22 protein-coding genes and 1 pseudogene are annotated in these 25,440 nt (G+C 50.0%); all 23 read right to left on the reverse strand.

All coding sequences use genetic code 11. From position 1 onward, the window contains the following. Entirely contained in the window at window positions 1–888 is an 888-nt protein-coding gene (locus IPK09_14755) for a peptidylprolyl isomerase (protein ID MBK7984858.1), read from the reverse strand. A gap of 128 nt (window positions 889–1,016) precedes the next feature. Next, window positions 1,017–2,495 carry a hypothetical protein gene (locus IPK09_14760; GenBank protein ID MBK7984859.1) on the reverse strand — a complete coding sequence of 493 codons (1,479 nt, stop codon included), beginning with the start codon at window positions 2,493–2,495 and terminating at the stop codon, window positions 1,017–1,019. A gap of 88 nt (window positions 2,496–2,583) precedes the next feature. Beyond that, window positions 2,584–3,024, reverse strand: a complete 441-nt coding sequence (locus tag IPK09_14765; GenBank protein MBK7984860.1) for a hypothetical protein — start codon at window positions 3,022–3,024, stop codon at window positions 2,584–2,586. A gap of 333 nt (window positions 3,025–3,357) precedes the next feature. After that, a complete protein-coding gene (locus IPK09_14770; GenBank protein ID MBK7984861.1) occupies window positions 3,358–4,302 on the reverse strand; it encodes a hypothetical protein in 945 nt (314 codons plus the stop codon). Window positions 4,303–4,871: 569 nt separating this feature from the next. After that, on the reverse strand, window positions 4,872–6,155 hold the full coding sequence (locus tag IPK09_14775) for a hypothetical protein (GenBank protein MBK7984862.1): 1,284 nt from the start codon (window positions 6,153–6,155) through the stop codon (window positions 4,872–4,874). Further along, window positions 6,152–7,147, reverse strand: coding sequence for a glycosyltransferase family 2 protein (locus IPK09_14780; protein ID MBK7984863.1), 996 nt, complete (start codon window positions 7,145–7,147; stop codon window positions 6,152–6,154). The genes IPK09_14775 and IPK09_14780 overlap by 4 nt, the downstream gene beginning before the upstream one ends. Further along, entirely contained in the window at window positions 7,144–9,162 is a 2,019-nt protein-coding gene (locus IPK09_14785; GenBank protein ID MBK7984864.1) for a glycosyltransferase, read from the reverse strand. The genes IPK09_14780 and IPK09_14785 overlap by 4 nt, the downstream gene beginning before the upstream one ends. Next, window positions 9,163–12,240, reverse strand: a complete 3,078-nt coding sequence (locus IPK09_14790; protein ID MBK7984865.1) for a glycosyltransferase — start codon at window positions 12,238–12,240, stop codon at window positions 9,163–9,165. It lies immediately after the preceding gene. Window positions 12,241–12,258: 18 nt separating this feature from the next. Then, window positions 12,259–13,005, reverse strand: a complete 747-nt coding sequence (locus IPK09_14795; protein MBK7984866.1) for an ABC transporter ATP-binding protein — start codon at window positions 13,003–13,005, stop codon at window positions 12,259–12,261. 2 nt (window positions 13,006–13,007) lie between these two features. Continuing rightward, window positions 13,008–13,175, reverse strand: a complete 168-nt coding sequence (locus tag IPK09_14800; GenBank protein MBK7984867.1) for a hypothetical protein — start codon at window positions 13,173–13,175, stop codon at window positions 13,008–13,010. A gap of 57 nt (window positions 13,176–13,232) precedes the next feature. Continuing rightward, window positions 13,233–13,877, reverse strand: coding sequence for an ABC transporter permease (locus IPK09_14805; protein MBK7984868.1), 645 nt, complete (start codon window positions 13,875–13,877; stop codon window positions 13,233–13,235). Continuing rightward, on the reverse strand, window positions 13,870–15,024 hold the full coding sequence (locus IPK09_14810) for a glycosyltransferase family 4 protein (protein MBK7984869.1): 1,155 nt from the start codon (window positions 15,022–15,024) through the stop codon (window positions 13,870–13,872). Before IPK09_14810 ends, IPK09_14805 begins: the two co-directional genes overlap by 8 nt. A 106-nt stretch (window positions 15,025–15,130) precedes the next feature. Then, window positions 15,131–16,004: pseudogene (locus IPK09_14815) on the reverse strand (GDP-mannose 4,6-dehydratase). Next, window positions 15,988–17,031 (reverse strand): GDP-mannose 4,6-dehydratase, encoded by a 1,044-nt coding sequence (gmd, locus tag IPK09_14820; GenBank protein MBK7984870.1) that lies wholly within the window; start codon window positions 17,029–17,031, stop codon window positions 15,988–15,990. The pseudogene IPK09_14815 and the gene gmd overlap by 17 nt, the downstream one beginning before the upstream one ends. A gap of 127 nt (window positions 17,032–17,158) precedes the next feature. Then, window positions 17,159–17,743 (reverse strand): hypothetical protein, encoded by a 585-nt coding sequence (locus IPK09_14825; GenBank protein MBK7984871.1) that lies wholly within the window; start codon window positions 17,741–17,743, stop codon window positions 17,159–17,161. Between the two features lie 109 nt (window positions 17,744–17,852). Further along, window positions 17,853–18,809: a hypothetical protein gene (locus tag IPK09_14830; GenBank protein MBK7984872.1), complete on the reverse strand. Its 957-nt coding sequence runs from the start codon at window positions 18,807–18,809 to the stop codon at window positions 17,853–17,855. Beyond that, on the reverse strand, window positions 18,776–19,891 hold the full coding sequence (locus tag IPK09_14835; GenBank protein MBK7984873.1) for a hypothetical protein: 1,116 nt from the start codon (window positions 19,889–19,891) through the stop codon (window positions 18,776–18,778). Before IPK09_14835 ends, IPK09_14830 begins: the two co-directional genes overlap by 34 nt. A 13-nt stretch (window positions 19,892–19,904) precedes the next feature. Beyond that, window positions 19,905–21,218 (reverse strand): NAD(P)/FAD-dependent oxidoreductase, encoded by a 1,314-nt coding sequence (locus IPK09_14840; GenBank protein ID MBK7984874.1) that lies wholly within the window; start codon window positions 21,216–21,218, stop codon window positions 19,905–19,907. Window positions 21,219–21,254: 36 nt separating this feature from the next. After that, window positions 21,255–21,569, reverse strand: coding sequence for a flippase-like domain-containing protein (locus IPK09_14845; GenBank protein ID MBK7984875.1), 315 nt, complete (start codon window positions 21,567–21,569; stop codon window positions 21,255–21,257). After that, window positions 21,508–22,254, reverse strand: a complete 747-nt coding sequence (locus tag IPK09_14850; protein ID MBK7984876.1) for a flippase-like domain-containing protein — start codon at window positions 22,252–22,254, stop codon at window positions 21,508–21,510. The genes IPK09_14845 and IPK09_14850 overlap by 62 nt, the downstream gene beginning before the upstream one ends. Window positions 22,255–22,268: 14 nt before the next feature. Further along, window positions 22,269–23,231 carry a hypothetical protein gene (locus IPK09_14855; protein MBK7984877.1) on the reverse strand — a complete coding sequence of 321 codons (963 nt, stop codon included), beginning with the start codon at window positions 23,229–23,231 and terminating at the stop codon, window positions 22,269–22,271. Next, entirely contained in the window at window positions 23,231–24,229 is a 999-nt protein-coding gene (locus tag IPK09_14860) for a glycosyltransferase (protein ID MBK7984878.1), read from the reverse strand. Before IPK09_14860 ends, IPK09_14855 begins: the two co-directional genes overlap by 1 nt. A 304-nt stretch (window positions 24,230–24,533) precedes the next feature. After that, complete coding sequence (locus tag IPK09_14865; GenBank protein MBK7984879.1) at window positions 24,534–25,439, reverse strand: methyltransferase domain-containing protein; 906 nt, start codon at window positions 25,437–25,439, stop codon at window positions 24,534–24,536. Between the last annotated feature and the right edge of the window lies 1 nt (window position 25,440).

Below are 25,440 nucleotides of genomic sequence, written 5' to 3' on the forward strand. Positions count from 1 at the left end.
TCAATGGCTGTTGAGCAAAGACTGCAAGGCGGGCTCGTCGAACGTCGCATTCGCGGGCGGTAAGTAGTCCAGCGCCCGTTGCGCCAGTTGGTCCTTGACGTAGTCTTGGCGCAGCTGCTGTTCGAGGGACTGTCGAACCTCATCGAAGCTTTGTAAGCGCGTTGGCTGATAGTCGAGCTTTTTGATGAGATGAAGCCCAAATTGCGTTTCCACCACATCGCTCACTTGGCCGGTTTCCAGCTTGGCTAGCGCCTCGGCAAAAGGCGCTACCACGTCGGTGCGCTTCAACCAGCGTTCCAAGTCGCCGCCTTTAGCGGCACTGGCGGTGTCGTCCGATTCGGTATTGGCCAAGGTGGCAAAATCTTCACCGGCTTGCAGGCGGGCTCGCAATTGTTCGAGGATTTGTCTTTTTGGCTCGCGCTCGCAGGCGCACTCGACTTTTTTCAGGATATGAGCCGCCTTGAATTGCTCGGGTAATTGGAACTCATCGCGACGCACGGCGTAATGTTCGCGCGCGAGAGCGGCAAAATCAGGTAGCTGAATCTTTTTTCGAGTCTGTTCGCGCAAGGCTTCGGCCAAGATCCGCTGGCGCTCGACCACCAATTGCGCTTGCACCAAGGGCTCTTCGTCCAGCTTCAAGCGTTCGGCGGTGGCCACCATGTTTTTCGTTTGATAAATCCCGCTCAAGAAATTCTTGAGCGCTTCAGGCTTGGCCAGGATTCGAGCGCGTTCGGCTTCAGGTAGCAACAGCAGGCGTTGCTGTAGGTCTGATTGGGTGACGGCGATGTCGCTTGCTTTTAGCAGTACTTGGGGCTCGATTTCGGCGGCCCAGGCTGGCAATACGGCCAATAGCTGAAAGAATATTAATAAAATCAGTTTGTTGATCATTGGGATACTTTTGCTAAGATCATGTCAAAGCGCTGCAATGAAAAAGGCCCGCGCATGAGGCGGGCCTAAGGTACAGCTTTGAAAAACTCACCAATCAGCAGCACATCCGGGGATGTGCGCTGTTTGGGTTAGCGGATATAGGCGTTGTCAACGATGAAGGACTCGTTGAGGTTCGCGCCGGGAGAAGTACGGTTGATGACCGAGAATCCCGTGACAGGCAAAGCACGCGCGCCATTGCGGAAGTCGAGCTGCATCCAACCGTTTTCGCCCGGCAGGCTGAGGACGTTACCCGCCAAACGGCCTGGCATGGGCGACTTCAGAACGTTGGTCGAGGTGGCGGCCGCGGCGGCGCCGAAGGTCAGCACGTTGACTTCGGCGCACAGCTCGTTGCCTTGCGGCGACGGAGCCGGAGAGAACACCGCGCCACCAGCGGCGGCAACCCTCTGCTCTTCGCGATCATAAATGGTGTAGCTCACCGGATCGCAAGACCTGCCGCCAGCAAAGGCCTGAGTGAAGGGCGCGAGGCCCGCGGGCAAACCGGTACGACCCGTCGCGCGGCCCGAGAACTCGTGAGTGGCCGTATCAGCATAGAAGCGCTTGGTGGGGAAGGTGACAACCCAGTCCGACGCAACCGACCAGCCACCGGTCGCCGCGGAGGCAACGCGATTGGCCCACTGGTTGACGATGCTGGCCCGTTGCAGCACGAAGCTCACACCTTCCGCGCCCGTCGGTCCTGAAGCAACCGCGCCGGTGGCATCCAGAAGAACGGTGCCCGCCGTGGAGGCGGAAGCCAGCGTCGGCAAGTGGAAAGAAGCTGCAAAACCCACCTGGGCGGGCGGCAACTGCGCGGTGATCAGGCTGGGAGCGCCCGTGGAGAAATTCGCCAGGGTGGTGGCGCTGCCGCTGGCGTTCCAGCCGTTGGCCGCATTGACCAAGCTGAAGGCGCCTTTCAGAGGATTGGCGACGTAGCCGGGGAACGCGCCTTGCAGCTGGGCGAAGGTATAGCCGTTAAGCGAGAACAAGCTTTGCAAAACGCCACAGTTGACAGGTACGCGAGCCGCCGTGTGGATGGCGCCCGCCGCCAAGCCGGAGGGCGGTGACGAACCCATCATGGTCATGGTCACATAACCTTCCCGCATCCGATCGGTGTCGGCGGGACCGCCGTCGGCCGCCTGGACGCCGCCCGGTACGTTGGTGTAAGCCAATATGCCGTTGGCGCCGCTGCCTTGGAAGGGCTGCCCGGCGGCCGGAATCTGGGGGACCGTGCAGGAGGTATCGGAGGTCGAGAAGACCGGCACATCGCCGGGACCGTTCGACACCGTGCCGTTCCAGACATCCTTCGGCGACAGGACCACGTTGAAGTCAAACACATCGCGCGAGTTGTAGCCCTCGTGGAAGCGCACTTTGACCGCCACAATCTGATCGCTGGTGTTGGTGATGTTGAACAGGGTGTTCCAGCCGGCGCGAGTGGTGTAATAGGGGAAGATCAGCGACTGCCCCAGACCGTCGGTAGCCAGATTCACCGCCTGAGCGGATGGGACCATGCTTAGGCCACCCAAGACGGTGCCCACGGCCAGCGCCATTTTCTTGATATTACATTTCATCATCTTGAACGCTCCTTAGAGGATTCCAACAGAGATTAGGAAACAATCGGCTAACAGCTCATCACATTTAAGCGAAATCACCAACGCCCGATCATGTTTTGTCTTTAACCACGTACCACCACTGCCCGTCAACCCGCACCCAAGGTTCCTGAGTGTAGGTCTTCATTTCGATGGCATTCTCAGCTTGCGGCTGATGATACACGAAATGAATATTGATGCCGACCACGGCGGCGTCATCACTCTTGAAATCGACATCCACCACTTCAATGCGTCGCCAATCAACCCTGCCGACTGTGAATTGCCGATTGAAGGCCTCGAGCGAGAACAGGTTGCGGTACGCGGGTGAAGTCAAGGAGTACGCGGAGGCGAAATCCTTACGAATCAAGGCATCCCACTTAGCAGTAACCCGTTGTTCCAACGCTGCTCGCCGCTTTTCGACGCTATCCGGTCCCGGATCGGCTGGAACTGGAATCGCAGCGGGAGCAGCCGCAACATCCGTGTCGGCCGCTACAGGAAAAGCTAATAAAATCATAATCAGGCAGCATAAAGGATGCACTACATACTCTACCCATGCGGAACCTTAAGAACCAATCTACAACAATCTTTTCAATTTTACAACTCTTTTCAATTTTACAACAAACCAGTTGTCCTATTGTGCTGCTAGCCCCGGCAAGGGACGCTATAGCTTCCGAAAAACGCTGCTGCTTAAGCCCGGTGCCTTGCAAGGACGGAGGAAGCATAGTGGTTCCGCGCCATGATTCCTATAAATTAGTGCCGGTAAGATCGGCCGCTTTTCTGTTCTGGCGGCGCAATGGCCACGATCGTATGCTTGCTTGTCAGGCTTGATGGTACGTCCGCTCATAAGTTACGGCGGCTGGGCAGTTAGCGTTTTTCTTAACAAGCGGTAATTTGGGAAGTCGAAACGCGGATCGGGTTCAAACCGGCCTGCCGCCAGAGCGTTTACCGCCCCAACCTCGTGCGGCCAAGCTGGGTCGTGAATGAGGATCAAATCCGGTGAATAATGCTTGAGCCACTCTGCAAATTTGCGCTCGCCGATAAATCGTGCGTTGAGCGGATTGACCAACCCCAAGATATCAATAATAGGTCGGTTGGAATACCAGCCGATAATACCGATCTCAACCATCGCTATTTGCGTGGTTTGCTCGGTATTCTGGCTAAGCCAGATGCCAATGTCTTTGTAGGGTTTGAAAGGCTCCCGCGCCCGCGCCGATATGCCGCTCGCCCAGTAGATCAGAATGGGCGCGAGTAATAGGAGCGGTAAATAGCTTAACCAACGGGGCGCATGAAAAATCGCGACCAGACTAGTGCCGGTTAAAAACAATCCTTCTGTGCAATAGATCATCATAAAAATGAAGTAAGGCGCATAATACCAGTGATAATTGGGTATGTTTAGCAAGAGGTAAAAGCAGGAGTAGCTAATCAGAAAAGCAAGTACGATAAAATGGGTTTCTCGATTTTCTGGTAGTCTGATGCTGCTTGAAAACCCTAGCGCCGCCAACGTCAAAACAGTAAAGAGATAAAAGTGATTGGCGCCAAAGATCAAGCGAGAGAGATAGCCGAAATCCAAAAAGAGCCAACCATCACCCCAGAGCCCTGACTGGCCCTGCCCTAGCTTGGCGCTGCCGGTAGCCGGTAGGAAGGCTCCATAGTACCACTTATTGAACAGTAGATTCACCGCGATGAAAATGAGTGGGATGATAAAGTAACGGTAGTCAGGAAGGCGGCGATATTTAATGAGGTAACCACCTAAAAAAGTGGCTATCAGGAAAATTCCTTCGGCGCGGGTCAAGATCAGCAATCCTGAAAAAAGGCCAAGCCAAAAAAATTTTTCAATCTGGTAACAGTAGAGACTTAAGCCTATAAGTAGTATGAAAAGCGGAGTTTCCATGCCGTAGGTCAAGAAGAAATAAGGAAAAGTTCCCGCCAGGATGATGAATAGACACTTTGCCGCTAGCGGCCTTTTAGCGAAAAAAAGTTTCCGATAATACAAGCAACGCTGAAGCATGAAGCAGCGCCGCCAATAAAATAGTGGCAACTTGTAAATCAGAGATTAAAACACCTGCCAAAATGAGCAGGTATGAATAGAGTGAAGAAGTTAGACCGTTAAAATAAACCCCTTCATTGTAAACTAGTCCTTCTCCATTCAAAAAATTCCTGACGTATCGAAGATAGATCAGGGCATCATCTAGCTGATAATGGCGGTTGACCCAGGCCAAATACAATAATGGTAGGCAACAGCAGAGAGAGATAAAAAAGTACGATTTATTATTTTCTGTCTTGCTGGGCAAAGACAGACTGGAAAAAGGGTCGGAGATCCCGGAGCCGCGCACGGTTGTGGTGTTGGAGATAAAATTAAAATTAGCCGTTCAGTTGGCAAGTCCAGGTCGGGGCGTAGAGGGTATGATGCAAGCCACCCACCAGCAACGGCACGCAGAGCAACAAGACGCTCCGACGCCAGCCCGCGGGCAATCCCTGCCATCCCAAGACCGCAATGGGGGCGGCGTACCACGTCCAATAAGTGATGATTCGCAGCGTCCAGTTATGGTCCCGCAGCCACGGCGTCAGCAGCAAGAACAGAGTCCCCAGCGCCATCAGAATCAAGCAAGCTTCCATAAAAAAATCCATGTTCGAAACCGGCTTTTGGATCAGCCGCCAAAAACCGGTGAGAAACAACACGGCCAGTAAAATATTCCCACCTTGATACCAGATGAGCTGAAATGGATTGACCGTTCGATAGATGGGACCGAGCCAAGCGTATTGCCAGAACAGAGCCAGCCCGACCAGCCCCGCCGTCAGCCAAGGTAACAACGGTAACGCCAGGCCAGCGCGAAGCCCGCCGACCAAGCGTTGGCCGATCTGGTAGGCGCGCAAGCCATGCAACGACAGCAGTATTCCCGCCGCGGCCAGCATCATCTGGCCAAAGAAAACGAAAGCGTGCGCGCCAAGGATGTGATTGCTACGGATGTCCAGCCAAACCAGGGGATACCACAGTCCGCCCAGCGCCAGACAAAGCGTCAGCCCCAGCAACAAAGCGGCCAGCGCACCGTAATCCGAATGGTTTTGGATGAACCGGCGCGCCCAGAAACCGAAGACCAGCACGGTCAGCACCACGAAGCTCAAAATGTGATAGCCGAAACAGAGCACCCAAACCAGGAAAAAAGCCGGACCACACGTACCGCGTTCGCGTAAATCACGATACGCCAGCCCAGCGCCGGCCGCCGCCAGCAACATGCCGAGCTGCTGCGGGCGGCCTTCCAGCCAAGGGCCGAGAAAATAACTGCCGGCGAACAGAAACGCCAAGCACCACCAAGCCGAACGGATATCGTTCAGGCTGGCGCGATAAAACAGCCACAAACCCAGCGGCAACACGAACGCGCTGTTCAAGGAAGCAACGGCGGCCACGAGCGGTCGGGTGGCCAGTCCGGTCCAGTCTCGCAGCTCGAAAATCAGCCCGGCATAGCCCGGTCCTGAGATCGGCCACGATCCCCCGCCATCCAGCCAGTCGAAGATTTTCAGGTAATTCTGTTCGTCGGTTCCGCAGATCGGATAACCCAAAACGCAACGCGCATAAACCGTCAGCGCCGCCGTCAGTGCCAGGAGCGCGAGCAGCAGGGGGATCGAGCGTTGAGTGTGCTGGTTCAATACAAATCTCGCAGCGCACCCAGCGCATAGCCGCGCTCGTAAAACAGCCGGCTGATCCGCTGGCGGATCTCGCGCGGGGGAATCTGTCGTTGCTGCTGGATGGGCCGGCGTTTGCGGCGCATTCCTGGAATGCCGCGCACGAAGTCGCGGTACAGCCGAGCCACCACGCCGAGCTTACCCTTAACGGTGTAACGCAGCAGGATGGCGACGTGCAATACAACCATCCAGAATAGATTGCCGAGCAGAAAGCGGGCCGGGATGTCTTTGACCAGCACGAACAGCGAATTGCGAATGCCGTGATAGAGCACGAAATCGCTGTTGGGGCCGCCGCTGGAAATCGAGCCCTTGTGATAGACCAAGGCATCCTCGGCGTAAGCCGCCCGATAGCCCAGCAAGACCGCCCGCCACGCCAAGTCGGTATCTTCGGCGTAACAGAAAAAGTGTTCGTCGAAGTACTCGCCGGTCGCCTGATGGATGGCGCGCAATAGCTCGGCTGTATACAGCGCGCAGTTGCCGCTAGGCCCGAGCAAGGGATCATCCGGGGATTTTCGATTGGATGCCAGCCCGCATTTATAGAAAGTGATGCCCAGATTGTCGATCTGGCTGCGATCCGCGTACTTCATGACCCGCGCCGCGACCATGGCGACTTGCTGGGACGGATCGAGCCGCGCCAGCATGTGTTCCAGAAAGTCGGACTCGACCACCGCATCGTTGTTGACCAGCAAAAAGAATTCGTAGCGATGGCTGGGAACCCATTGTTCGAACAAACGGTTGTGCGCGCCAGTAAATCCTAAATTTTGGGGAAATGCCGTGAAGTGGATGCGCTCGGGATGGCGGGCGACATAGTCGCGTAGCTGAGCGACATCGGCGGCGCTGGAACCGTTGTCCACCAAGAAAATATCGAAGGCGGGCGCGGCCACCCGCAACAGCGAGTCCAGACACTCCACGGTGTCGGCGGCGCGCCGGTAGTTGACGACGATGACCGCGATCATGCGGTGGCTCCAGCGGTCAGGCGTTGTTCGATCCAAGCCAGCGTGTCGCGCGCTTCCCGGCGGTGACAGTAGCGGGCGGCCGTAGTGAAGCCTTGGGCAGTCAAGCGGCAACGGAGCGGAGCATCGTCCAGCAGGCGCAGGATGGCGGCGGCCATAGCCTCGGCGTGGCCGGGCGGCGTCAACAGGGCATTATCCTCATGGCGGGCATATTCCAGCACGCCGCCGAGATCGGTCAGCACGCAGGCCGCGCCGCAGGCCATCGCCTCCAGCGCGCAGCGCCCGAAACCCTGAAATTCCGAACCGTCCAGAAAGATATCGGCCCCGGAATAGAGTTCGGCCAACCGGTCCTGGCGGATGACCAAGCCTTCGTTGCGGAAGGGGAAAGGAATGCGCCAGCGGTCGAGGAAGCGGTCCCCGAACAGCACGATTTCCACCTCGGGTCGAGCCTGCTTGACCGCCGCCAGCGCGGCGATGGTCGCCGGAAACCCCCGGCGCGGGGTGCCGGGTCGGGCCATGGCCAGCACCACCGGTTGCGGGCCGCGCGCGGTCGGGCGCGGATAGAATTGGCCCAAATCCATCCCTAAGGGAATCTTGTGGCTGTCGTGGCCGTCCTCCGCCAGCCGGCCGCGCAACCAATCCGACATGACGATCCGGTGGGGCAGCAACCGGTAGCCGGCTTTCACCCGTTCCCGTTGCGCTGCGGCCGTATCGGGAAAAAACCAGGGCTCGTAATCCTGAATCAGATAGCCGGCGGCGCGGGTCCGCCCGGTTTGCAGCAGCCGGTGAACCCAGTCCACCGTGTTCCAGTGGGTGGCGAACACCAAGTCGCTATCGGGGCATTCGGCGAGCAAGGCGCGGGCGTTGCGATAGATCAACGGCCGGGTGTAGAGCGGGCGCCAGTCGTGGATCAGCGGATCTTCGTACAGCGCCGCCACCCGCGCTTCGACGCCGAGCCGGATCAGTTCGTTGACCAGTTGCAGCACCGACAGCACGCCGCCGGCCACCACCAGCCGATCCAGCACATAAGTCACGCGCAGCCGTCCGGGCGGCGTCAAGCGCTGCGCCAGCGCCCGGCGCGGGCAAGGCCGGCGCGCGGCCACCACCCGCAACGTATGGCGGACGCTCAGGCGGGCTAGTTTTTGCAGCGAGCGTCGGCCGCGCCATTCCGCCAGCAGTTCGCGGGCGCCTTGCCAGACCGCCGAAGTCGGCTCCCAGCGCGAGGGTAGGGCGAACAAGCGGCGCACCGGTCGCAGCGGGTCGGCGCGGCGGAAGGCGCGGAATTGCCGTCGGTAGTCCTGACCCCAACGGCGGTCGAACAGCCGTCGGTTGTGCAGGTAGCGGGCGTGACCGTCGCTGAACGAGCCACCACCGCGATGGTAAACGTAGACATCTTCCGCCACCACGGTGCGAAAGCCGGCGGCGATCAGCCGCATGCATAGATCGGACTCCTCGCAATAGCCGTGTCCGTAACAAGGATCAAATAATCCCACTTGTTTCAAGGCGCTGCGGCGCAGCAACAGGCAAAAGCCGACCCCGGTGACTACATCGTGACAGCGGCCTTGGCGCTGGCTCGCCAGATACTCGTTCATCGCCAGATAGCTGGCGCCGGGCGCCATCGGCAAGTCGATGTTGTCGGCGCGGTTGCTGAGCGGGTTGACCGCCGCCAGACGAAGATCGCCTTCGGCGCAGGCCAGCAAGCGCTCCAGCCAGCCCGGACTGACCAGCACATCGCTGTTCAGCAGCACCACATAAGCGGAATCGCCCTGAGCCATGGCCTGATTGCAGGTGGCCAGAAAGCCGAGGTTCTCATCCTGCCGCCGCAGCGTGATCCATTGAGGTTCGGCGGCGGCGCGCTCGCGCAGCCAAGCGGCGGTGACCGGATCGCTGGCATCGTCCACGATCGAAAGCCGGCTGGCGCGGCGCGATGTATGGGCCAGCACCGCGTCTAGGCCATCACGTAACAGGCTCAGGCCGTTATGAACCGGTAGGATGATCTCGGTCATCGGCATTTGCATTTACAGCATTCCGAAGTCTTCGCGGTCCAGCGGAAGATTGATGTTGTAGTACGGGTCGCCATCGCGCAGGATGGTGGCGTGCCGTTTGCGCATGTAGGCGATCTCCTTGGCAAAGCGCTGTTTTTTCTGAGGGGTGTCCTCATAGCCCCGAGTTTTCGACTCATGATGGTACAGTTCGCAATAAGGAGTAAAAACGTTGAGGTAGCCTTTCTCACGCAAGCGCAGGCAGAAATCCACATCGTTGAAAGCGATTGGCAAATTCGCCTCATCCATGCCGCCGATCAGTTCATAAAGCGACTTTTTGACCATCAAACACGCCGCCGTTACGGCGCTGAAATTTTGAATTAAATTCAGCCGATGAAAATAGCCCGTATCACCGCGTTGGTAATATTTATGGGCGTGTCCGGCAATGCCGCCCAAGCCAATGATAACGCCACCATGTTGGACGGTATCGTCGGGGTAATAGAGTTTGGCCCCCACGGCGCCAACGTCCGGGCGTTGCGAATGCTCTAATAAAGCTTCCAGCCAATCCGGCGTAATGACGACGATATCGTTATTGAGCAATATTAAATGCTCGCCGGTGGCCTGTTTGACAGCGAAATTGTTGATAGCGGGAAAGTTAAAGGGGATATCATGGGACAGAAAGCGAATCCGCGCGTCCTGATTTTTGTAAGCGTCCATCAGTGAAAAGGTTTCCGCCTCGCTACTATTGTTAGAGACGCCAATAATTTCAAAATTAGGATAGGTGGTTTTAAGCAATATCGAGTCAAGGCATTGCTTTAATAAATCGGGCTTATCCTTGAAGGGGATGATAATGCTGATCTTGGGGCTTTTTAGCAGTTTGCGTTGGACGCGATAATTACCGGGAATATGCCCCAGCGCAACCGTGCCTTCGATGTTACGGCGTTTGAGCGTATCGGCAATGGCCAGCCGGCCTGCTTCCCAGGCGTAATGCTTGTTATTGAATTTTGCGGCCGTGGAGCCCGATATTTTGCGCCAGTGATAAAGAATTCGCGGGATATGGAAAACCCGGTCGGTGTGATCGAGCGCTCGAAGCAATAGATCGTAGTCTTGAGCGCCCTCGAAGCCGGTGCGAAAGTGGCCGATTTTTTCAAGTAAGCTTTTACGATAAACGCTGAGATGGCAAATATAATTGATTGAAAAAATCAGATCGGGAGAATAATCGGGCTTGAAGTGCGTTTCAATATAGTAACCTTCCAAAGTAAGTTTGTCTTCGTCTGAATAGATGAGATCAGGATCACTTTTATTGATAATTTTGACGATCTCATAAAATGCGTCAGGAGTTATTTCATCATCATGATCTAAAAAGGTAAGGTATTCACCGGTCGCGAGAGACAGTGCAGCATTGGAAGCTAGCGCGATTCCTTGGTTCTCGGTTAGGATTTTTAGCTGGATCGCGGGATGGTCAAGGCTCTTGAGATAGTCGAGCGTTTCCTGGCGGGATGAATGGTCATCGACAATGCACAATTGCCAATGAGGATAAATTTGATGCCGAACGGAATTGATCGCGGCTTTCAGCCATTTTAGCTCGACGTTATAGACCGGCATGATGACTGAAATGACGGGCTTTCTTTGCCATTTTTCGATTTCCAGCTTGCATTGAATCCTATCGTCTTCATTATAAATTTTAAGCGGAAGGCTTGAGTTGGATGTACTGTAAGGGCGCGTGCCTCCCAGGATTTCGTTGCGCCCGAGAAGCTGGTAGTGCTCTAAGCCGTTCCTGAATTGGCCGCGCTCCACCGCGTCTTTTACATCTGGATATCGATTCAAGTAATCTTCTTCGTTAAAATTCAAATATTCTTCTTCATGCTCTTCCTTAAAATTTAAACTCTCAAGGGAATTGTTATAATTAAAAGTATTTTTAATATCCGCTAGAATGATAATCGAGCGATGAGTGTCTTTAGAGATGAACGGATTTTTGTTGCGCCAAATCTGGTAGGATTTAATAATTCTCTTGATATGATCTTGCACCATGGGGCTTCTTTGAAGCACCCCGATTTTTCGACCCGCTTCGGCGATCAGATAGCCCAGTTTCCAAGTCATTGAATCGAAGGCGAGCTGAGTATCATGATGCAAGCTTTCAAAAAGACGTATCATGGTATTGACGTCCGATACATACTTTTTGATTAAACTGTCGTTATTGGTATTATTTAATTCCGCATTGAGTTCCAGCTGGTTTATTTTCTTCTCATGTTCAGTTGCTTTGACATTGAGATGGTGTATTTCAGTGCGCAGTTTGCCAAGATCGGTAAAGAGTTGCTCATAATCTTTCAGTGCGGCCATACCAACATCAAGGTTGTTGAAGGCATAGTGCCATTCCATTTTTTCAGCGTTGAGTATATTCCATAGCCTTGTTTGTCCGAGCGTCAGAAAGTCGCTGCTGTTATCTTTAGCGATTTTATAATGTTGTAATTCGTTGTTGAGAAATTCCGCTGTTTTATGCTTGTTGGGCAGCTGAAGAGAAGGCGCTCCATGAGCGCTAAGCGCCTTATAAAGCTCTTCAACCGCTTCGTTAGGCTTTTCCATAAGCCGTTCGTAGCTCACTGTCAGCCTCGGCAATCCGTTTGAAGCCAAGATAGCGCGGGTATTATAGTGCTCCCAAAGCGCGATTCCGAAGTGGAGGGGGAGTCCATCTCGTTTCTTCAGGGATTGGGCGACCGCCATGGGATGACGGGCCACATGAATGCATAACGGGAATTGCAGCAGAGGAAGCCAGAGTTGAAAAAGTAGACAGAGCCTTGGGTCTTTTATAATCCAAGGACTATGCCCGTTCATTTCGACGATGATTTTACTGGCGCGCTGCCTGAACTCGTCAAGAACGGTCGGATCAATGTTAGTGGGGTCGATTTTTGAAACGTTACGCCAATTGGCGTCGGATTTTTTCAGGACAAACTCGTTGAGCTGCTGAATGTCGACACGTTCCCAATAACCTTTAGGATTGTCGGAACTGGCGGGCATCAACAAATTATTCGGGCCGAGATAAGCCCCCATCATGTTGATCAACCGCGTTACGGCGGAAGTGCCGGCGCGATGCATTCCAAGAACGATGATTTGCATGGTTTCAATCCGCCCGCATCATTCGGAGGTTGAGCCGGTCATATATTGGTCGACGACCACATCGACCGGGCCGACCCGGCGGATGACGCCGTGTTCGAGCCAGAGCACACGGTTGCACAAGGATTTGATGGACACCGGACTGTGTGAAACGACCAGGATGGTCGAACCCCCCTCTCGGAATTCGCGGATACGCGCCGCCGATTTTTTCTGGAAGTCGGCATCACCGACCGCCAGCACCTCATCGATGATCAAGATTTCGGGCCGCACGTCGGTCGCCACCGCAAAGCCCAGGCGCGCCACCATGCCGCTGGAATAGGTGCGTACCGGGGCGTCGATAAACTCGCCGATCCCGGAAAAATCCACGATTCGATCCAGCCGCCGGGCCATGTCTTTACGGCTAAAGCCCAAAACCGTGCCGTTTAGAAAGACGTTTTCCCGGCCGGTCATTTCGTAATCGAAACCGGCGCCCAACTCCAACAAGGGCGCCACCCGCCCGCGCAAGCGCAAGCGCCCTTCAGTGGGGCGGATCACGCGGGCGATCACTTTCAGCAAGGTGCTCTTACCGGCTCCATTGGGGCCGACGATGCCCATGGTCTCGCCCGGCCGGACCAGGAAACTGATGTTATTCAATGCATTAAAATCGGCATAGCGAACGCCGCGCCGCTTCAGCCAGCGAATGGCGTATTCCTGAAACGTGGGAATCCGCTCGTGCGGAATGCGAAAGCGCACCGTCACGTTATCGATCTGGATGATGGGGGCGCTCATGCTCACAGCCGGTAAGCCAATTGATCGGCCTTGTTGCTAAACACGATCCAGCCGGCCAGCAGCGTGCCAACCGCCAGGATGACCGCGCCCGCGATCAGGCCGGGGTCGGGAACGGCGTTGGCATAGATCGGGATTCGAAACAGTTCGATCAGCACATAAAAGGGATTCAACAGCAGCCAACCGCCGAGCGACTCCGGGCAGCACCGCGGGCGGATACATGATCGGGGTCAGGAAGAAACCGGCCTGGACCACAATCTGATAAATGTCGATGGAGTCCGTGAAAAAACCGAGGCGGTGGCTAGCAACAGCGCGAGCCCCAGAGTGAATACCGTCAGAATCGTGATGCTGAACGGCAAGAACAACCAACTGGCGCTGAACGGATGCTGAAACACCAGGATGATGAGCGCCAGCGGCAAAATCGACACCAGGAAGTTGATCAGGCCGTTGCCGACCACCGCGACGATATAGGTGGCGCGGGGAATATAAATGCGTTTGAGCAAGCCGCCGCCGCCGGCCATGACGGCCATGGCGTATTGCGTGGTCTGGGTCATGAAGCTCCAGGCCAGCAGACCGCTCAACAAATAAATGGCGTAGTGGGGTAACGCCGACTTGAACAAGGCGCCGAAAGCGATTGCCAGCACGATGGTTTGCAACAGGGGATTCAACAGCATCCAGAGAATGCCCAGCAGGGAACGCTTGTAGCGATTTTTTAGGATGCTGCCGGCCATCAACAAGACCAGATCGCGATAGTGCCAAAGCTGGGCGAGCTCGTCCACGAAGGGCGGCGATCTGGTGGCGGAATCGTATTCGAAGGTTCCCGCCTGCCCAGCGTTATCCGGCAGGTCACGCGCGGTCGCGTGGCGCTCAGCCATGGGCGGGTTCCTCCAGCAAGCGCTGGTAGACGACGACCGTTTTTTCGACGCAGCTTTGCCAGGAAAAGTGGCGGGCTTGTTCCAAGCCTCGGTCCCTGGCCGAACGCCGCCAGTCGCCGTCATCCAGCAGGCGTGCCAGGCCGGCGGTCAATGCGTCGATATCTTCAGGATCGACCAGTAGCGCCGCGTCGCCGGCGACTTCCGGCAACGACGAGCAATCGGAAGACAGAGCCGGGACGCCGCTGGCCATGGCTTCAAGCAGCGGCAGGCCAAACCCTTCGTACAGCGAGGGATAGGCGAAAGCGTGAGCGCCAGCGTACAAAGCATTCAGGTCATCTTGCGGTACGTAACCCAAACGGCGGAGCTGGCCGGTGCGCTCCAACGGGGCCAGATGGCGCTCCAGTTCGGCGTTCAACCAGCCTTTCGCGCCGACCAGCGCTAGCGGATGGCGGGCGCGCAACGCGTCCGGCAGGCGCGCGTAGGCCATCAGCAGGCGCGGTAGATTCTTGCGGGGCTCCAGCGTCGATACGGCCAGCAGATAAGACAGGCCGTCGAGGTGGTAGCGGGCCAGCACGGGTTGTAGGGTCGCGGGATCGCGCGGGTGAAACGCGGGATCGACTCCCAAAGGGACCGCGGTCACCTTATCCGCCGGTACGCCCAGGATGGTGATGATTTCCTGGCGGATGAACTCGGAATCGCAAATGATGGCGGCGGCTTGCGCCAGGGTGCGCGGCATGTGACGTTCCATGAACAGAATGCGTTCGCGGGGGTGGTGCTGGGGGTAGTGGAGATAGGACAGATCGTGGATAGTCGCAACGGCCGGACCGTCGAAAGGCAGCAGAATGTAATTGGGAGAATGCAGGATGTATTGTTTCAGGGCGCGGGTTTGCCAAAAAAACGCTTGGCTGCGCACCGCGCTGTAGATGTTCAAGGCCAGCGGCTTGAAGGGAGTCCAGCGCCGGATCCGGGCGATGGGTCGATTGGCGGCTAACACCTGTTCGGGATCTTCGATCCAGCGATACGCCGAGTAGAAGCGGGTTTCCTCGATCGCCGGATGCGCTCGCAACCCCCGCGCCAGCCGCAGCGTGTATTGGCCGATGCCAGTGAGCGGGTGGGTGATGGCGTCGACGTTCAGGATCAGTTTCATGCGGAAAGGGGACTGCTTTCCATATCGGGCGCTCGCAAATCGGAATGGCGAAAGGCCAAAATGCTGGTTCAGCCCGACGGCGGGGTCGAGTTGTGGTAAAGGGTACTCAGAATATCGTCGATCGGAACGACTGGAAGGAACCGATCAGGCGGCGCAGCTTGTTGTTATCGCCGATCAAGCGGCGCACTTCGTTGGCGCGCACGAAAGCGGGGTTGATGTTGACCTGGATCGCGTAGCCGGCGAGCCGATTCATCCACTTGATGATTTCATCCAGAGCCACGCCTTGAGCGGAGCAGAGATTGACGGTTTCATTGCGAACGTCGCTTTCCAGCAAGCGCCGGTACACTTCGATCACAAAGCGCACGTCGGAAAAGTCGCGCACCACGTCCAGGTTGCCGAGCTCGATCATCGGCTCCCGCCGCCGATAGTGTGCGACGATCTTGGGGATTAGGAAGTGTTCTTCCTGGCCGACGCCGGTGTAATTGAAGGGCCGGGTGACGATCAGCGGCAGGCGGTCCTGGTAAGTGCGGACCATGTATTCCATCGCCAGCTTGCTCATGGCGTAATGGTTGACCGGCGCGGGACAGACCGTCTCGTCGATGACTTCCACCGGCGGATTGCCGTAGACGTTGGCGCTGCTCGCGATCAGTATTTTGCGAGGTTGTAGGCCGGCCGCCAGGACGGCGTCGAGCAGGTTTAGCGTGCCGAACAGGTTGACCTGATAGATTTCAGCGCTGTCGCTGTGGGGGACAAAGGTGATGGCGGCAAGATGCACGATGAAATCGGGTCGCACGGTTGCCAGAGCCGCGCGCAGAGCGGCGGGCTCGCGCAGGTCGGCCTCGATCTCGGCGGCGGTTTGAGCCGCACCCCTGCACCAAGCCATGGACCTGATAGCCTGAGGCGGCGAGATGACGGCCGAGCCAACGGCCGGTAAAACCGTTGGCACCGGTGATCAAGACCCGCTTAGAAGGAGACGCCACGCTGGTTTCTCCGCAGGTCCGCTTCCACCATCAGCCGACAAAGCTCTTCCAAGCTGGTGCTGGGCGTCCAGCCCAGGAGGTCGCGGGCTTTTTGCGGATTGCCGCACAAGACATCCACCTCGCAAGGTCGGTAGTATTTGGGATTGACGCGCACCCGCACCTGACCGGTACGGGCGTCGCGACCCAGTTCGCTGTCTTCCTGGCCCTGCCATTCGAGCGCTATCTCCACCGCTTGAAAAGCCAGCTCCACGAAATGGCGGACCGGCCAAGTTTGGTTGGTGGCCAACACGTAGGTATCCGGCGCGGTGTGTTGCAGCATCCGATACATACCGTCGACGTATTCCTTGGCATAACCCCAGTCGCGCTGAGCATCGAGGTTACCGAGTTCCAATACCTCTGGCTGGCCGAGATGAATCTTGGCGACGGCGTCGGTGATCTTGCGGGTGACGAATTCTTGCCCGCGCAATGGCGATTCATGGTTGAACAGGATGCCGCTACAGGCGAACAGCCCATAGGATTCGCGGTAATTGACCGTGGACCAGTGGGCGAACAGCTTGGCGACGCCGTAAGGGCTGCGGGGGTGGAAGAAGGTGGTCTCGGTTTGCGGCATTTCGTGAATCTTGCCGTACATTTCCGAGGTGGAGGCCTGGTAGAAGCGGATTTTCGGATTGACGATGCGGATGGCTTCCAACAAGTGCAAGGCCCCGAGGCCGGTGATGTGAGCGGTGGTTACGGGCTGCTCGAACGAGACGCCGACGAAGCTTTGAGCGGCGAGGTTGTAAACCTCATCAGGCTGGGCTTGCTGGAGCACTCTGATGCTGGCGCCGGGATCGGTTAAATCATACTCGACCAACCGGAGATTGGGATGATTCTGGATGCCGAGCTCTTCCAGTCGCCAGAAGTTGACCGAACTGGTGCGACGGTAGGTGCCAAAGACCTGGTAGCCCTTGTCCAGCAGCAGCTCGGTGAGGTAAGCACCGTCTTGGCCGGTGATGCCGGTAATAACAGCAGTTTTAACCACGATCAAACTCCGTAAACAAGGATTTATAAGCTACTGATTGGATTGAATCAATGGGGATTCCAATAAAAAACAAACAGGTTTGGTGGGAAAGTCTTGCAGTGGTCAAGCTCTATCGAGAAGCGAGAGCCGTAGCCTAGTGAGCCTCGTCCAAAATTTGCAGTTTAATCAGACCAAGACCGAGCTCCCTTGGATCTTCGCCGATTTTTAGGGTTTTGGGACTGGTTGGCTTAGGAATAAGTAGTTCGATAGTATCAACGAAATCCGTCAAATTAAAAGTAAAACGATGGACTTGGCTCGATTCGGTTATTCGAAATTCTTGTTGCGCCGCTCCAATTTTGATTTTAACAACTTCACCTAGATTGGGACCAAAAGCGTTAGCTTGAATCACTAAAGTGAATTGTTTGGGTAGTGGCTGTGTGAAACGAAAATTAACTTTGCCGCCATCCGTCCAGCGCCCCCAAGGTTCATAGCCAGATATCCCACTTGCATGGGCAAGGAAATCTGGATAGCCCGGTTTAGAAAAATTTATGCCCTCAGCAAGCGTGGCAGAATATGGCTGTACTGAAGGCGAAGCAGCGGGAGGCGGCTGGGTAGTGGGCGCTACAGCATTCGCTGCGATCTTGGGAGTTTGTGGGGATTGCCGGTCACAGCAGGCAGCAATGGTAGCGATAATTCCAAATAAAACAACAAGAAACGAAAATCGAATAAAAATTTGCATGATAATTGGGGCTTTCAGCAAAAAGCTTGAGGGGATAGCCTTTTGAAAGGCAAAAAATCTTATTGTCTGACGAGATGGTAAAACCGGCGATTTTTCTTAATTAGAAAAATCAATAACTATCGCTGGAAGCGGCGTCTGTCGGGTCAATATAACGCAATTTTATCAACGCAACTCCTAATTGTCGAGTGTCATCAACGGAAAGCCCAAGATTAAAGGGTGAAGCCGGCTCGTTGATTTTGAAATCTAATTCAAATGATTTTGAAGTTTTGCATATATTCATAGGGAGCTCTACTCCGACTAAATACCTAGAAGATAAGTCGCCCTTAAAAATGCTAGAATATAAAGTTTTATTGCCAAATGTAATAGAGATACCCATAGTGGGATGCTGGGGAACAAGGAATCCTCCCATTTCAAATTCTAATTTAAAAGCTCGGTTTTCTTTGAGGCATGGCAAGGATAATCGAGCTAATTTTGCATTAGACCATGTACCAAAACTTTCGGGACTGCTCCAGCCAAATTCTAATCCTTTTGTAATTGTGGATCCAATTTTTGTTGAATACCAGACATTAAATTTTGGATCAAACAAAAGCTGCTCTGTCTCAAACTGGGTAAGATTTAAATATAGAGGTTCTTTAACAGAATGAGTTAAAAAATAATTTTTAAGAAAAGAAACAAGCTTTTCATAATCAAAATTACAGTCTTTTGGTCCGAGAATTTTTTCGAAGTGAGGAATATTTCGAAGCAAAATTTTTCGACAATCAGGCCCTAAAACTGCTAAAACTTTAAAATCATTTAGGGTGGGCTGTTCGCCAATTCTTCCGAATCGTTCAGCGAATATTTCAGGAGGGGGATTATAAAGAGTAGGAAAATTCTTCTGGATCCATTGAGAGGTAAAAGAGGGGGTTATGCAATTATCAGGGAGAGTAGGTTTATAATATAATTGACTATAGAGTAAAAAACCTATCACTAAAACTGAAAAAGTGACGATACCATGTTTAGTATATTTTATAAAGTCAACATTGCTTAAAATAATTAATAAGAAAGGAAAAACAATGAAATATACCATAAGGCATACCTTGAAGACCCAGGTGTTGCTCCTGAATTTAAATTCTCCGTCGAGGATTGCGCAAAAAGACTTATCAACAAATAACCAACTAGAAATATCCACCAATTAATATCTAGATATAAAACATTTGATATATTAGTCCTTTTCAAAGTTATTACCAGAATAGTAATGATTATAAATACACCAAAAGGCCAATTTGGTAACAAACCTACATCTGGGTCTACAAGCCAGATAAAAAGATACTTAAAATTAGCTCCAACTTTGGCACCGCCAGCAAAAAGTTGAGGAGTCAGTACGCCATATCGAAAAAAATAATAGAGCGGGTGCAATAAAATAAAAAATATCCCTAAAAATATGAGGCTAACTTCTAAATAGGAATATGTTTTTTCTTTTCGGCGGCAAAAATCAATTGCTAGAGGAATCGCTGCGACCGCACCAAAGCTAATATTTTGTGTTGAAACTATTGCTAAAAATAGAAATGAAAATAAGTAATGGTTATGAATAAAAAATATAACCGCGCTCAAAGTTAAACAGTAGGTAAAAAATTCTGTATGAACCTTATCGACGTACCATATCATTGGAGAAAAAAGTGTCAATATAACAACACCAATTGCTCCTTTCAATCCAAAAAATCGGTTTGCAAGAATAACGGGTAGACAGATAAACATCCAATGAATAAAAATAAAAGTTAGATGCGTAGAGGGGTTAATGCAAAGTACTTCTAAAAATCTATTAAGTAGTGAAGCTAATAAACTATAAAACCAAAAGTGATTGAAATCACTGGTGGGTCCTAAATTCAAAACTTCAAACATTTTTTTTAATAGTTCAGCATAATTTGGTGGCATCAAAACTTCATTTGATGTGGCAAAATATTGAAAGGCCAACCAACTTTCATCAGACATGAAAGGTTTAAAAGTATCTTTCCATGCAAAATAAAGAGCATAATATTCGCCGCCATCTCCAACGAGCCTCGGCGTAAGAAAGAGTAATGGCAAAAACAAAATTATAAGAACAATAATAATAAAAATCTCATAAATAATAGTAGGGCTATGGCGTAATCTAGCTTTCCTGTAAAATGACATGATCGATTTTCCATTACAAATGATTTGAAATTACGTCGGCAATGGATCGACCTTCACGAATAGCATAATTGGTGCCTCTATCTTCTGGATATATTTGGGCCATGGTGGAAATAAAAGCATTACTAAAGGGAGTTTTACTAGTTGGTATGTAATGGGAGTAGTTTTTTTCAGTGATTGGTTGGGCATATTCTGCACGCCAAACCTTATATTCAATAACCCAAGAAGGACTTAGTTCAGGAAACATCCGCTTGAGCTGCTCTAAAGCAAAGTTAAAATATTGAGTGTCATTATATGACCATACTGGATCTTCCACAGGAAGATAACGCGATAAAAAAACAATATGGTTTCCATTATAATTTTCAGGAGCATCAAAGTTAGTGTGTTCGATTACACCTACAAAGGGAAAACCGGAATCATTAACATTAAGCCAATAAGTAGTTGATAGGCTGAATTTAAGACGAAGCACTAAACACATATTTCCAAGATAACGGACTCGACGTAAACAAGTAATCCAATGCGAATCCGCAACTTCTTTAAAGATATCGGCAATAAGTGGAAAAGCAGGCGTAAACAAAAATTGCCGTGCGGTTATTTCGCACTGCTCGGTTCTAACAGCTAAAATTTGATTTCCTTCTGCACGTAATCCAATCGCTTTTTGGCCAAAAAAAACTTCACCGCCAAGAGCTTGAATCTCTAGAACCATGGCTTCCGCAAGGCGCCCAAATCCGCCTCTAAAATATCTAAGCACTTCATCGCCTTTAGTGTTACGAGTGCCACCTCTAAGTACAAGCTTTTTCCACATCCATACCGCATTAACCATCTCTGCATAAACTGAAAATTTGGCTACAATTAACGGTTCCCAGACTACGCGATAAACGTCCTTTCCACAAAGAGGTTCTAACCATTCACGAATACTAAGATGTTCGATATTATGCCAATTTTTGATGCGACCAACTTGGAAAACCAATAGGCCAAGACGAATTCGGTCAATGAGCGAAAGTGCTTTAAAACGAATTAAATCAAGAGGTTTTGAAAGCTTCCATATTCGTCCATTGAAATACAGTCCGGTTCGTGAGGGAAGTGTAATTATATCCTCTTCTTTTCCTAATTCTCTTACTAATTCAGGAATATATACATCATTGTTAAACCAGTGATGGTAAAATTTTTCGAGTTTAACCCCATCAGAAAACTCAAAAGTTCCCGCTAATCCTCCAGGATTGGAATCAGCTTCTATTATTCGTACTTTATAGCCCTTTTTAGCTAGGGTGTATGCGGCAGCTAGCCCGGTGAAGCCGGCACCAACGATAGCCACATCGTATTGTTTTATATTCATACAACCAACTCTCGAAATTAATTAAAAAAATTACACATTTTTTCTTTTTACTCCTAAACTGGCAAAAAGCTTTGGGTTAAGTAAAATTGCTACGATACCTGCCAATGTAGTTGGCAGCCATACCCCTAAATGCGATAAGACCGCAAAGCTTGCTGATTGTTCTGAAGAGCTTCCTAGAACTGAAGCTGCGGCAAAAGCGGCTAAGTGAAATGAACCAATATAACCTGGAGAAGATGGAATCAACGTTGATAATGTTGTCGCTGCCATGACAAATATAGCTGCCTCAGGGCCAACAGAAAATCTGAAACCTATCAACAATGCCCAAAAAAAACCTGCTTCTCCCAACCATATCAGTGCTGAAAATAAAAAAAAGTGAAGCCAGAATAGGTAAACGCGACATTACATTAATATTTTTCAGTAAATTCATTGCCATAATAAAAAATTTTATTCTTATTTCACTTTTTTTAACCCAAGAATAGCTGAGAAAACTTTCACAGTATGATGATATTGGCGCGCTAAAAAATAAAATAAAGCCTAATATAAGGATACTGGAAATCCCTACAGTAAAAGCGCTTTTTGTTATCCAACCCGAAAGCTCAGCTTTTAAAGTGAAGATAAAACCAACGAATAAACACACTAGCAAAGTGACCAAATCGATCAAGCGCTCAATTATTAAACTGCTAGTTGCTGTAGCCTTCCCGATTCCGAGAATAGAGGGAAAAACTAAAGCCCGCATTATATCACCTAAGCGCATCGGTAAAATATTATTAAGAGCGATAGATCCAAGAAATGGCCCGACGCAACCAACAATAGAAACTTCAGGATTAATAGTTTTTAACAAAACTGACCAACGTGCTATCCGTATGGCATAACCGAAGGTTAATGAAGCTAACCCCCAGAACATATAGAGCCATTGAAAATTAGCAAGTGCTATACGTACATCCTCAAACTTAATTTGCCTAGCAATAACTATAAGGCATAATAGTGAAATAATAAATCCAATACCTTGTTGGAACCATCTGTTATCCATTGTGACTTTTGTTATCATTGGCTAGTATATTTAATGCCTGTTGAATTTATATAGATTTTCCTTATTCCTGTATCAATATCTGTTGGATTAAAACCATCGGGTAAAATTTTGTAAGAATAACTATTGTTCGCCGAATTCACATCATTAGCTATATAGCGAATATATAATTTACGCCCTACGATAGTTTCAATCTTGCGAATAATTTCTAGTATTGTGCTAGATCTTCCAGTTGCAAGCACAAATATCTTATGTGATAACGAAGGTGAAGAAATGTTATTGGCAATAAATCTACCAATATCATTCACTAATACGTAATCTCTTAAAGTATGCATTGCTGCATAGATAGTTGAAACCTTGTAGCGAACGGCATGTTGAATGAGTACATTGATAAGCCCAAGCCTAGATGATGCTAAGTCAGAATAACCATATACAGAGCTAGGTCGATATATAAAGACTTTGCTATCCAAATCTTTGCTGATCAGAAAATTTTCTTGTTCCAGTTTAAAAAGGCCATAAGGTCTTAGAGGATTTGGAGTATTATTTTCATTTACATTACACTGTCCCTCAAATAATCCTCCAGCTGAACTTATTAAGTGAAAACTAAAATTAGCTTTATTGAAAATAGTTCGGATTGCTTCAAAAAAATCGATTGTATTCTTAAAAGAAATCAATTCTTTATGTAGTTCTTCACTTTTGGCGCTAAATGCACTAACTCCAGCGCTCCAAATAAAATTAACATTATTTATTTTTGATTGGTCCACGCTTTTTTTAAATTTTAATAGATATTTTATAATAGATTTTTGATGAGTCTTTTGAGCTTGAAAATCTATCCATGAATATGGAAATTCAAGCTTATGCAGAGGCACTGTGGGGTTTATAAGTGAAGAAACAATGCTGCGCCCAATTAAGCCTAACCCAAAAATGAATGTTATTTTGTAAGTATTAAAATCCTTAGAATTAAAAGTCAATAAGATCATTATAAATCATCCTGAAAATACTTTGCTAATATTTTATCATCTTTTCTATCTACAACAAAAAAGGTCGGTTTTCCCTGAGCATGGAGTAAAATCACTGATATATATTCAAGTAGAACGCTGATTAAAGAAACGATAATACCGCCAAAAAAAAGTGTAGTTATTAATGAGGATGCTAAGCCATGTATTAGGCTATCAGGGGTGAGAGTTTTAATAAAAATTACGTACCCCCCATAAAAAATACTAGTTAATACTCCCCCTAATCCAATCAAGGCTCCAATGCGTAAAGCTTTAGTATGGGTTGATATAATCATTCTTCTTGCGTGGGATAAAAGTTTTCGAAATGTATAGCCACTCTTGCCCCCCTCGATAAGGCGCTCGTCTTTAAGTAAAATATGAATAGTACAAACTCTTTCTGTAAACCAAGATAAAACTATATCGAAATACATATCATGGCTACAAACGCTACTGGCTGCTCTCCCAATTGATCCTCTTATGAGACGAAAGCTATTAAATAAAAGAATATTTTTATCGCCCGTCAATTTTGCTATTAGCATTTTATAAAAACGCGAGCTTAAATCGCGGATTAAGCTTTCATGAACATTTTCTTGAGGATGCGCATAGACAACATCACAACTTTGTATACTAACTTTTTTGAGTAAATTTTCGATTTGATTGGGGTGATGTTGAAGATCTTCATCAAGAGTTACAATCCAATCTCCTGAAGAATGAAGGATGCCAGCGACGGTTGCTGAGTGTTGTCCGAAATTACGGGATAAATGAATTACTGTAACCCAAGGGTATTTTAAAGATATTTCATCCAGAATTTGCGGTGAATTGTCAATGGCGGAATCATCAACAAATATTGCTTCTTCAAGAAAAATAGGAGCATTTAAAGTAAGCCATTTTTCTCGCAGATCGCTAAGTTCTTCTATAAGTCTGCTTAAATAAGAAGCACCTGAATAAACTGGAGTAACAGTCGATAAAGATATAGTTTTCATCATATGGTTCCATTGATGACTTTACATTTTTTGTGGTTGTCTTTGAGATTAATGGAAGGTCAAGATGAATGGTTCTTTAGCTGTATTAATTCCAAATTGGGAAAAATACAGCCGTCAAAGTATAGGAAATTTAGTCCAACATAGGGTATGGGCCGCTTTAGAATATTTTGATGTATAGCGTGTAGTGTTACAAAGGTAGCTAGGTGTTAAGTTTGTGATCAATATAAAAACCAATTAATATGACCTACTTAACGACTTCTTTAGGCTAGGAGGCCCTTTGGAAATTTTAATTTTATTTCGAGCGTTACTGTTGCCCACATGAAAAAGAAAAAATATAACATTGATCTAAATCATCAGATAGCAATGGCTGTTCATAGGATTCTAAAGGATTAAAGGATTTAGTGAAATAGGTATTAGGCATCGGTATTAATCCCCGCCGATTGTTAATGCTGAAACCAGCTTCAAGGAGAATGTGTTCCATTTGTTGGGGCGTATATTCAAGTTTATGATCTTGATCGATAAAACTATCTGGACTCTGAATGGAAGTAATAAGCCTATTAGGTGTGTCAAAAATAAAGCTACCATTAGGAGTCAGGTGGCTGTGAATCCAACGAAGTACTCTGTTAAGAAAATTGGGCATAATATGTTCGATGACCTGCCCCATAAAAACTAGGTCAAATGTTTTAGTTGCCAACTGTTGGCATTGGTCAATCTCTTCAGCTTTGCCATGGAAATAATGGAGAGCACCCCAAGAAAATGAATAATCACGGTCTTGCGGAAATTTTGGCTTCCCCCAATACTGCTCTGAAGGAGGCAAATCAAAGATAACTAATTCTTTGGGTCTGTGAGCATATCCTAGTTCTATCAGTGCACCTTCAGCGATATTGGGAGAAGAACCACCTATATCAAGTATCTTCTCAAAAACTGGAAGGGATTTTATCCACGCTTGACGAGCTTTATGGACCATTTGAGAAAATGGAATAGCATTGACCATTTTATATTCTGGCGAGCCTTGGAGGGTGTCGATTAGGCAAGGTATGGAAAAGTTGTCTGTTTCGATTTGTTTGGCCCATGATGCTTCGCCTATAGGATCGATAGATCGCCTTAGCAAGAGAAGGTAAGCCAGTTTCACAACATCCAAAGGTCGCAAATCATCAAGTTTTAATCCACCAATAAATTTAGAGATTTCAATTGAACGATCTGAAGCCATG

It is taken from the genome of Candidatus Competibacteraceae bacterium (assembly GCA_016713505.1).
In the GTDB taxonomy this organism is placed as follows: Bacteria; Pseudomonadota; Gammaproteobacteria; order Competibacterales; family Competibacteraceae; genus Competibacter_A.

Bases quoted from the DNA above. Each gene is read 5' to 3' on its own strand.
- IPK09_14855 (MBK7984877.1), bottom strand. From the start codon at position 23,231: ATGATCTTATTGACTTTTAATTCTAAGGATTTTAATACTTACAAAATA.
- IPK09_14850 (MBK7984876.1), bottom strand. From the start codon at position 22,254: ATGGATAACAGATGGTTCCAACAAGGTATTGGATTTATTATTTCACTA.
- IPK09_14790 (MBK7984865.1), bottom strand. From the start codon at position 12,240: ATGCAAATCATCGTTCTTGGAATGCATCGCGCCGGCACTTCCGCCGTA.
- IPK09_14865 (MBK7984879.1), bottom strand. From the start codon at position 25,439: ATGGCTTCAGATCGTTCAATTGAAATCTCTAAATTTATTGGTGGATTA.
- IPK09_14825 (MBK7984871.1), bottom strand. From the start codon at position 17,743: ATGCAAATTTTTATTCGATTTTCGTTTCTTGTTGTTTTATTTGGAATT.
- IPK09_14795 (MBK7984866.1), bottom strand. From the start codon at position 13,005: ATGAGCGCCCCCATCATCCAGATCGATAACGTGACGGTGCGCTTTCGC.
- IPK09_14810 (MBK7984869.1), bottom strand. From the start codon at position 15,024: ATGAAACTGATCCTGAACGTCGACGCCATCACCCACCCGCTCACTGGC.
- IPK09_14760 (MBK7984859.1), bottom strand. From the start codon at position 2,495: ATGATGAAATGTAATATCAAGAAAATGGCGCTGGCCGTGGGCACCGTC.
- IPK09_14860 (MBK7984878.1), bottom strand. From the start codon at position 24,229: ATGAAAACTATATCTTTATCGACTGTTACTCCAGTTTATTCAGGTGCT.
- IPK09_14785 (MBK7984864.1), bottom strand. From the start codon at position 9,162: ATGCAAATGCCGATGACCGAGATCATCCTACCGGTTCATAACGGCCTG.
- IPK09_14765 (MBK7984860.1), bottom strand. From the start codon at position 3,024: ATGATTTTATTAGCTTTTCCTGTAGCGGCCGACACGGATGTTGCGGCT.
- IPK09_14755 (MBK7984858.1), bottom strand. From the start codon at position 888: ATGATCAACAAACTGATTTTATTAATATTCTTTCAGCTATTGGCCGTA.
- IPK09_14780 (MBK7984863.1), bottom strand. From the start codon at position 7,147: ATGATCGCGGTCATCGTCGTCAACTACCGGCGCGCCGCCGACACCGTG.
- IPK09_14805 (MBK7984868.1), bottom strand. From the start codon at position 13,877: ATGGCTGAGCGCCACGCGACCGCGCGTGACCTGCCGGATAACGCTGGG.
- IPK09_14835 (MBK7984873.1), bottom strand. From the start codon at position 19,891: ATGTCATTTTACAGGAAAGCTAGATTACGCCATAGCCCTACTATTATT.
- IPK09_14830 (MBK7984872.1), bottom strand. From the start codon at position 18,809: ATGGTATATTTCATTGTTTTTCCTTTCTTATTAATTATTTTAAGCAAT.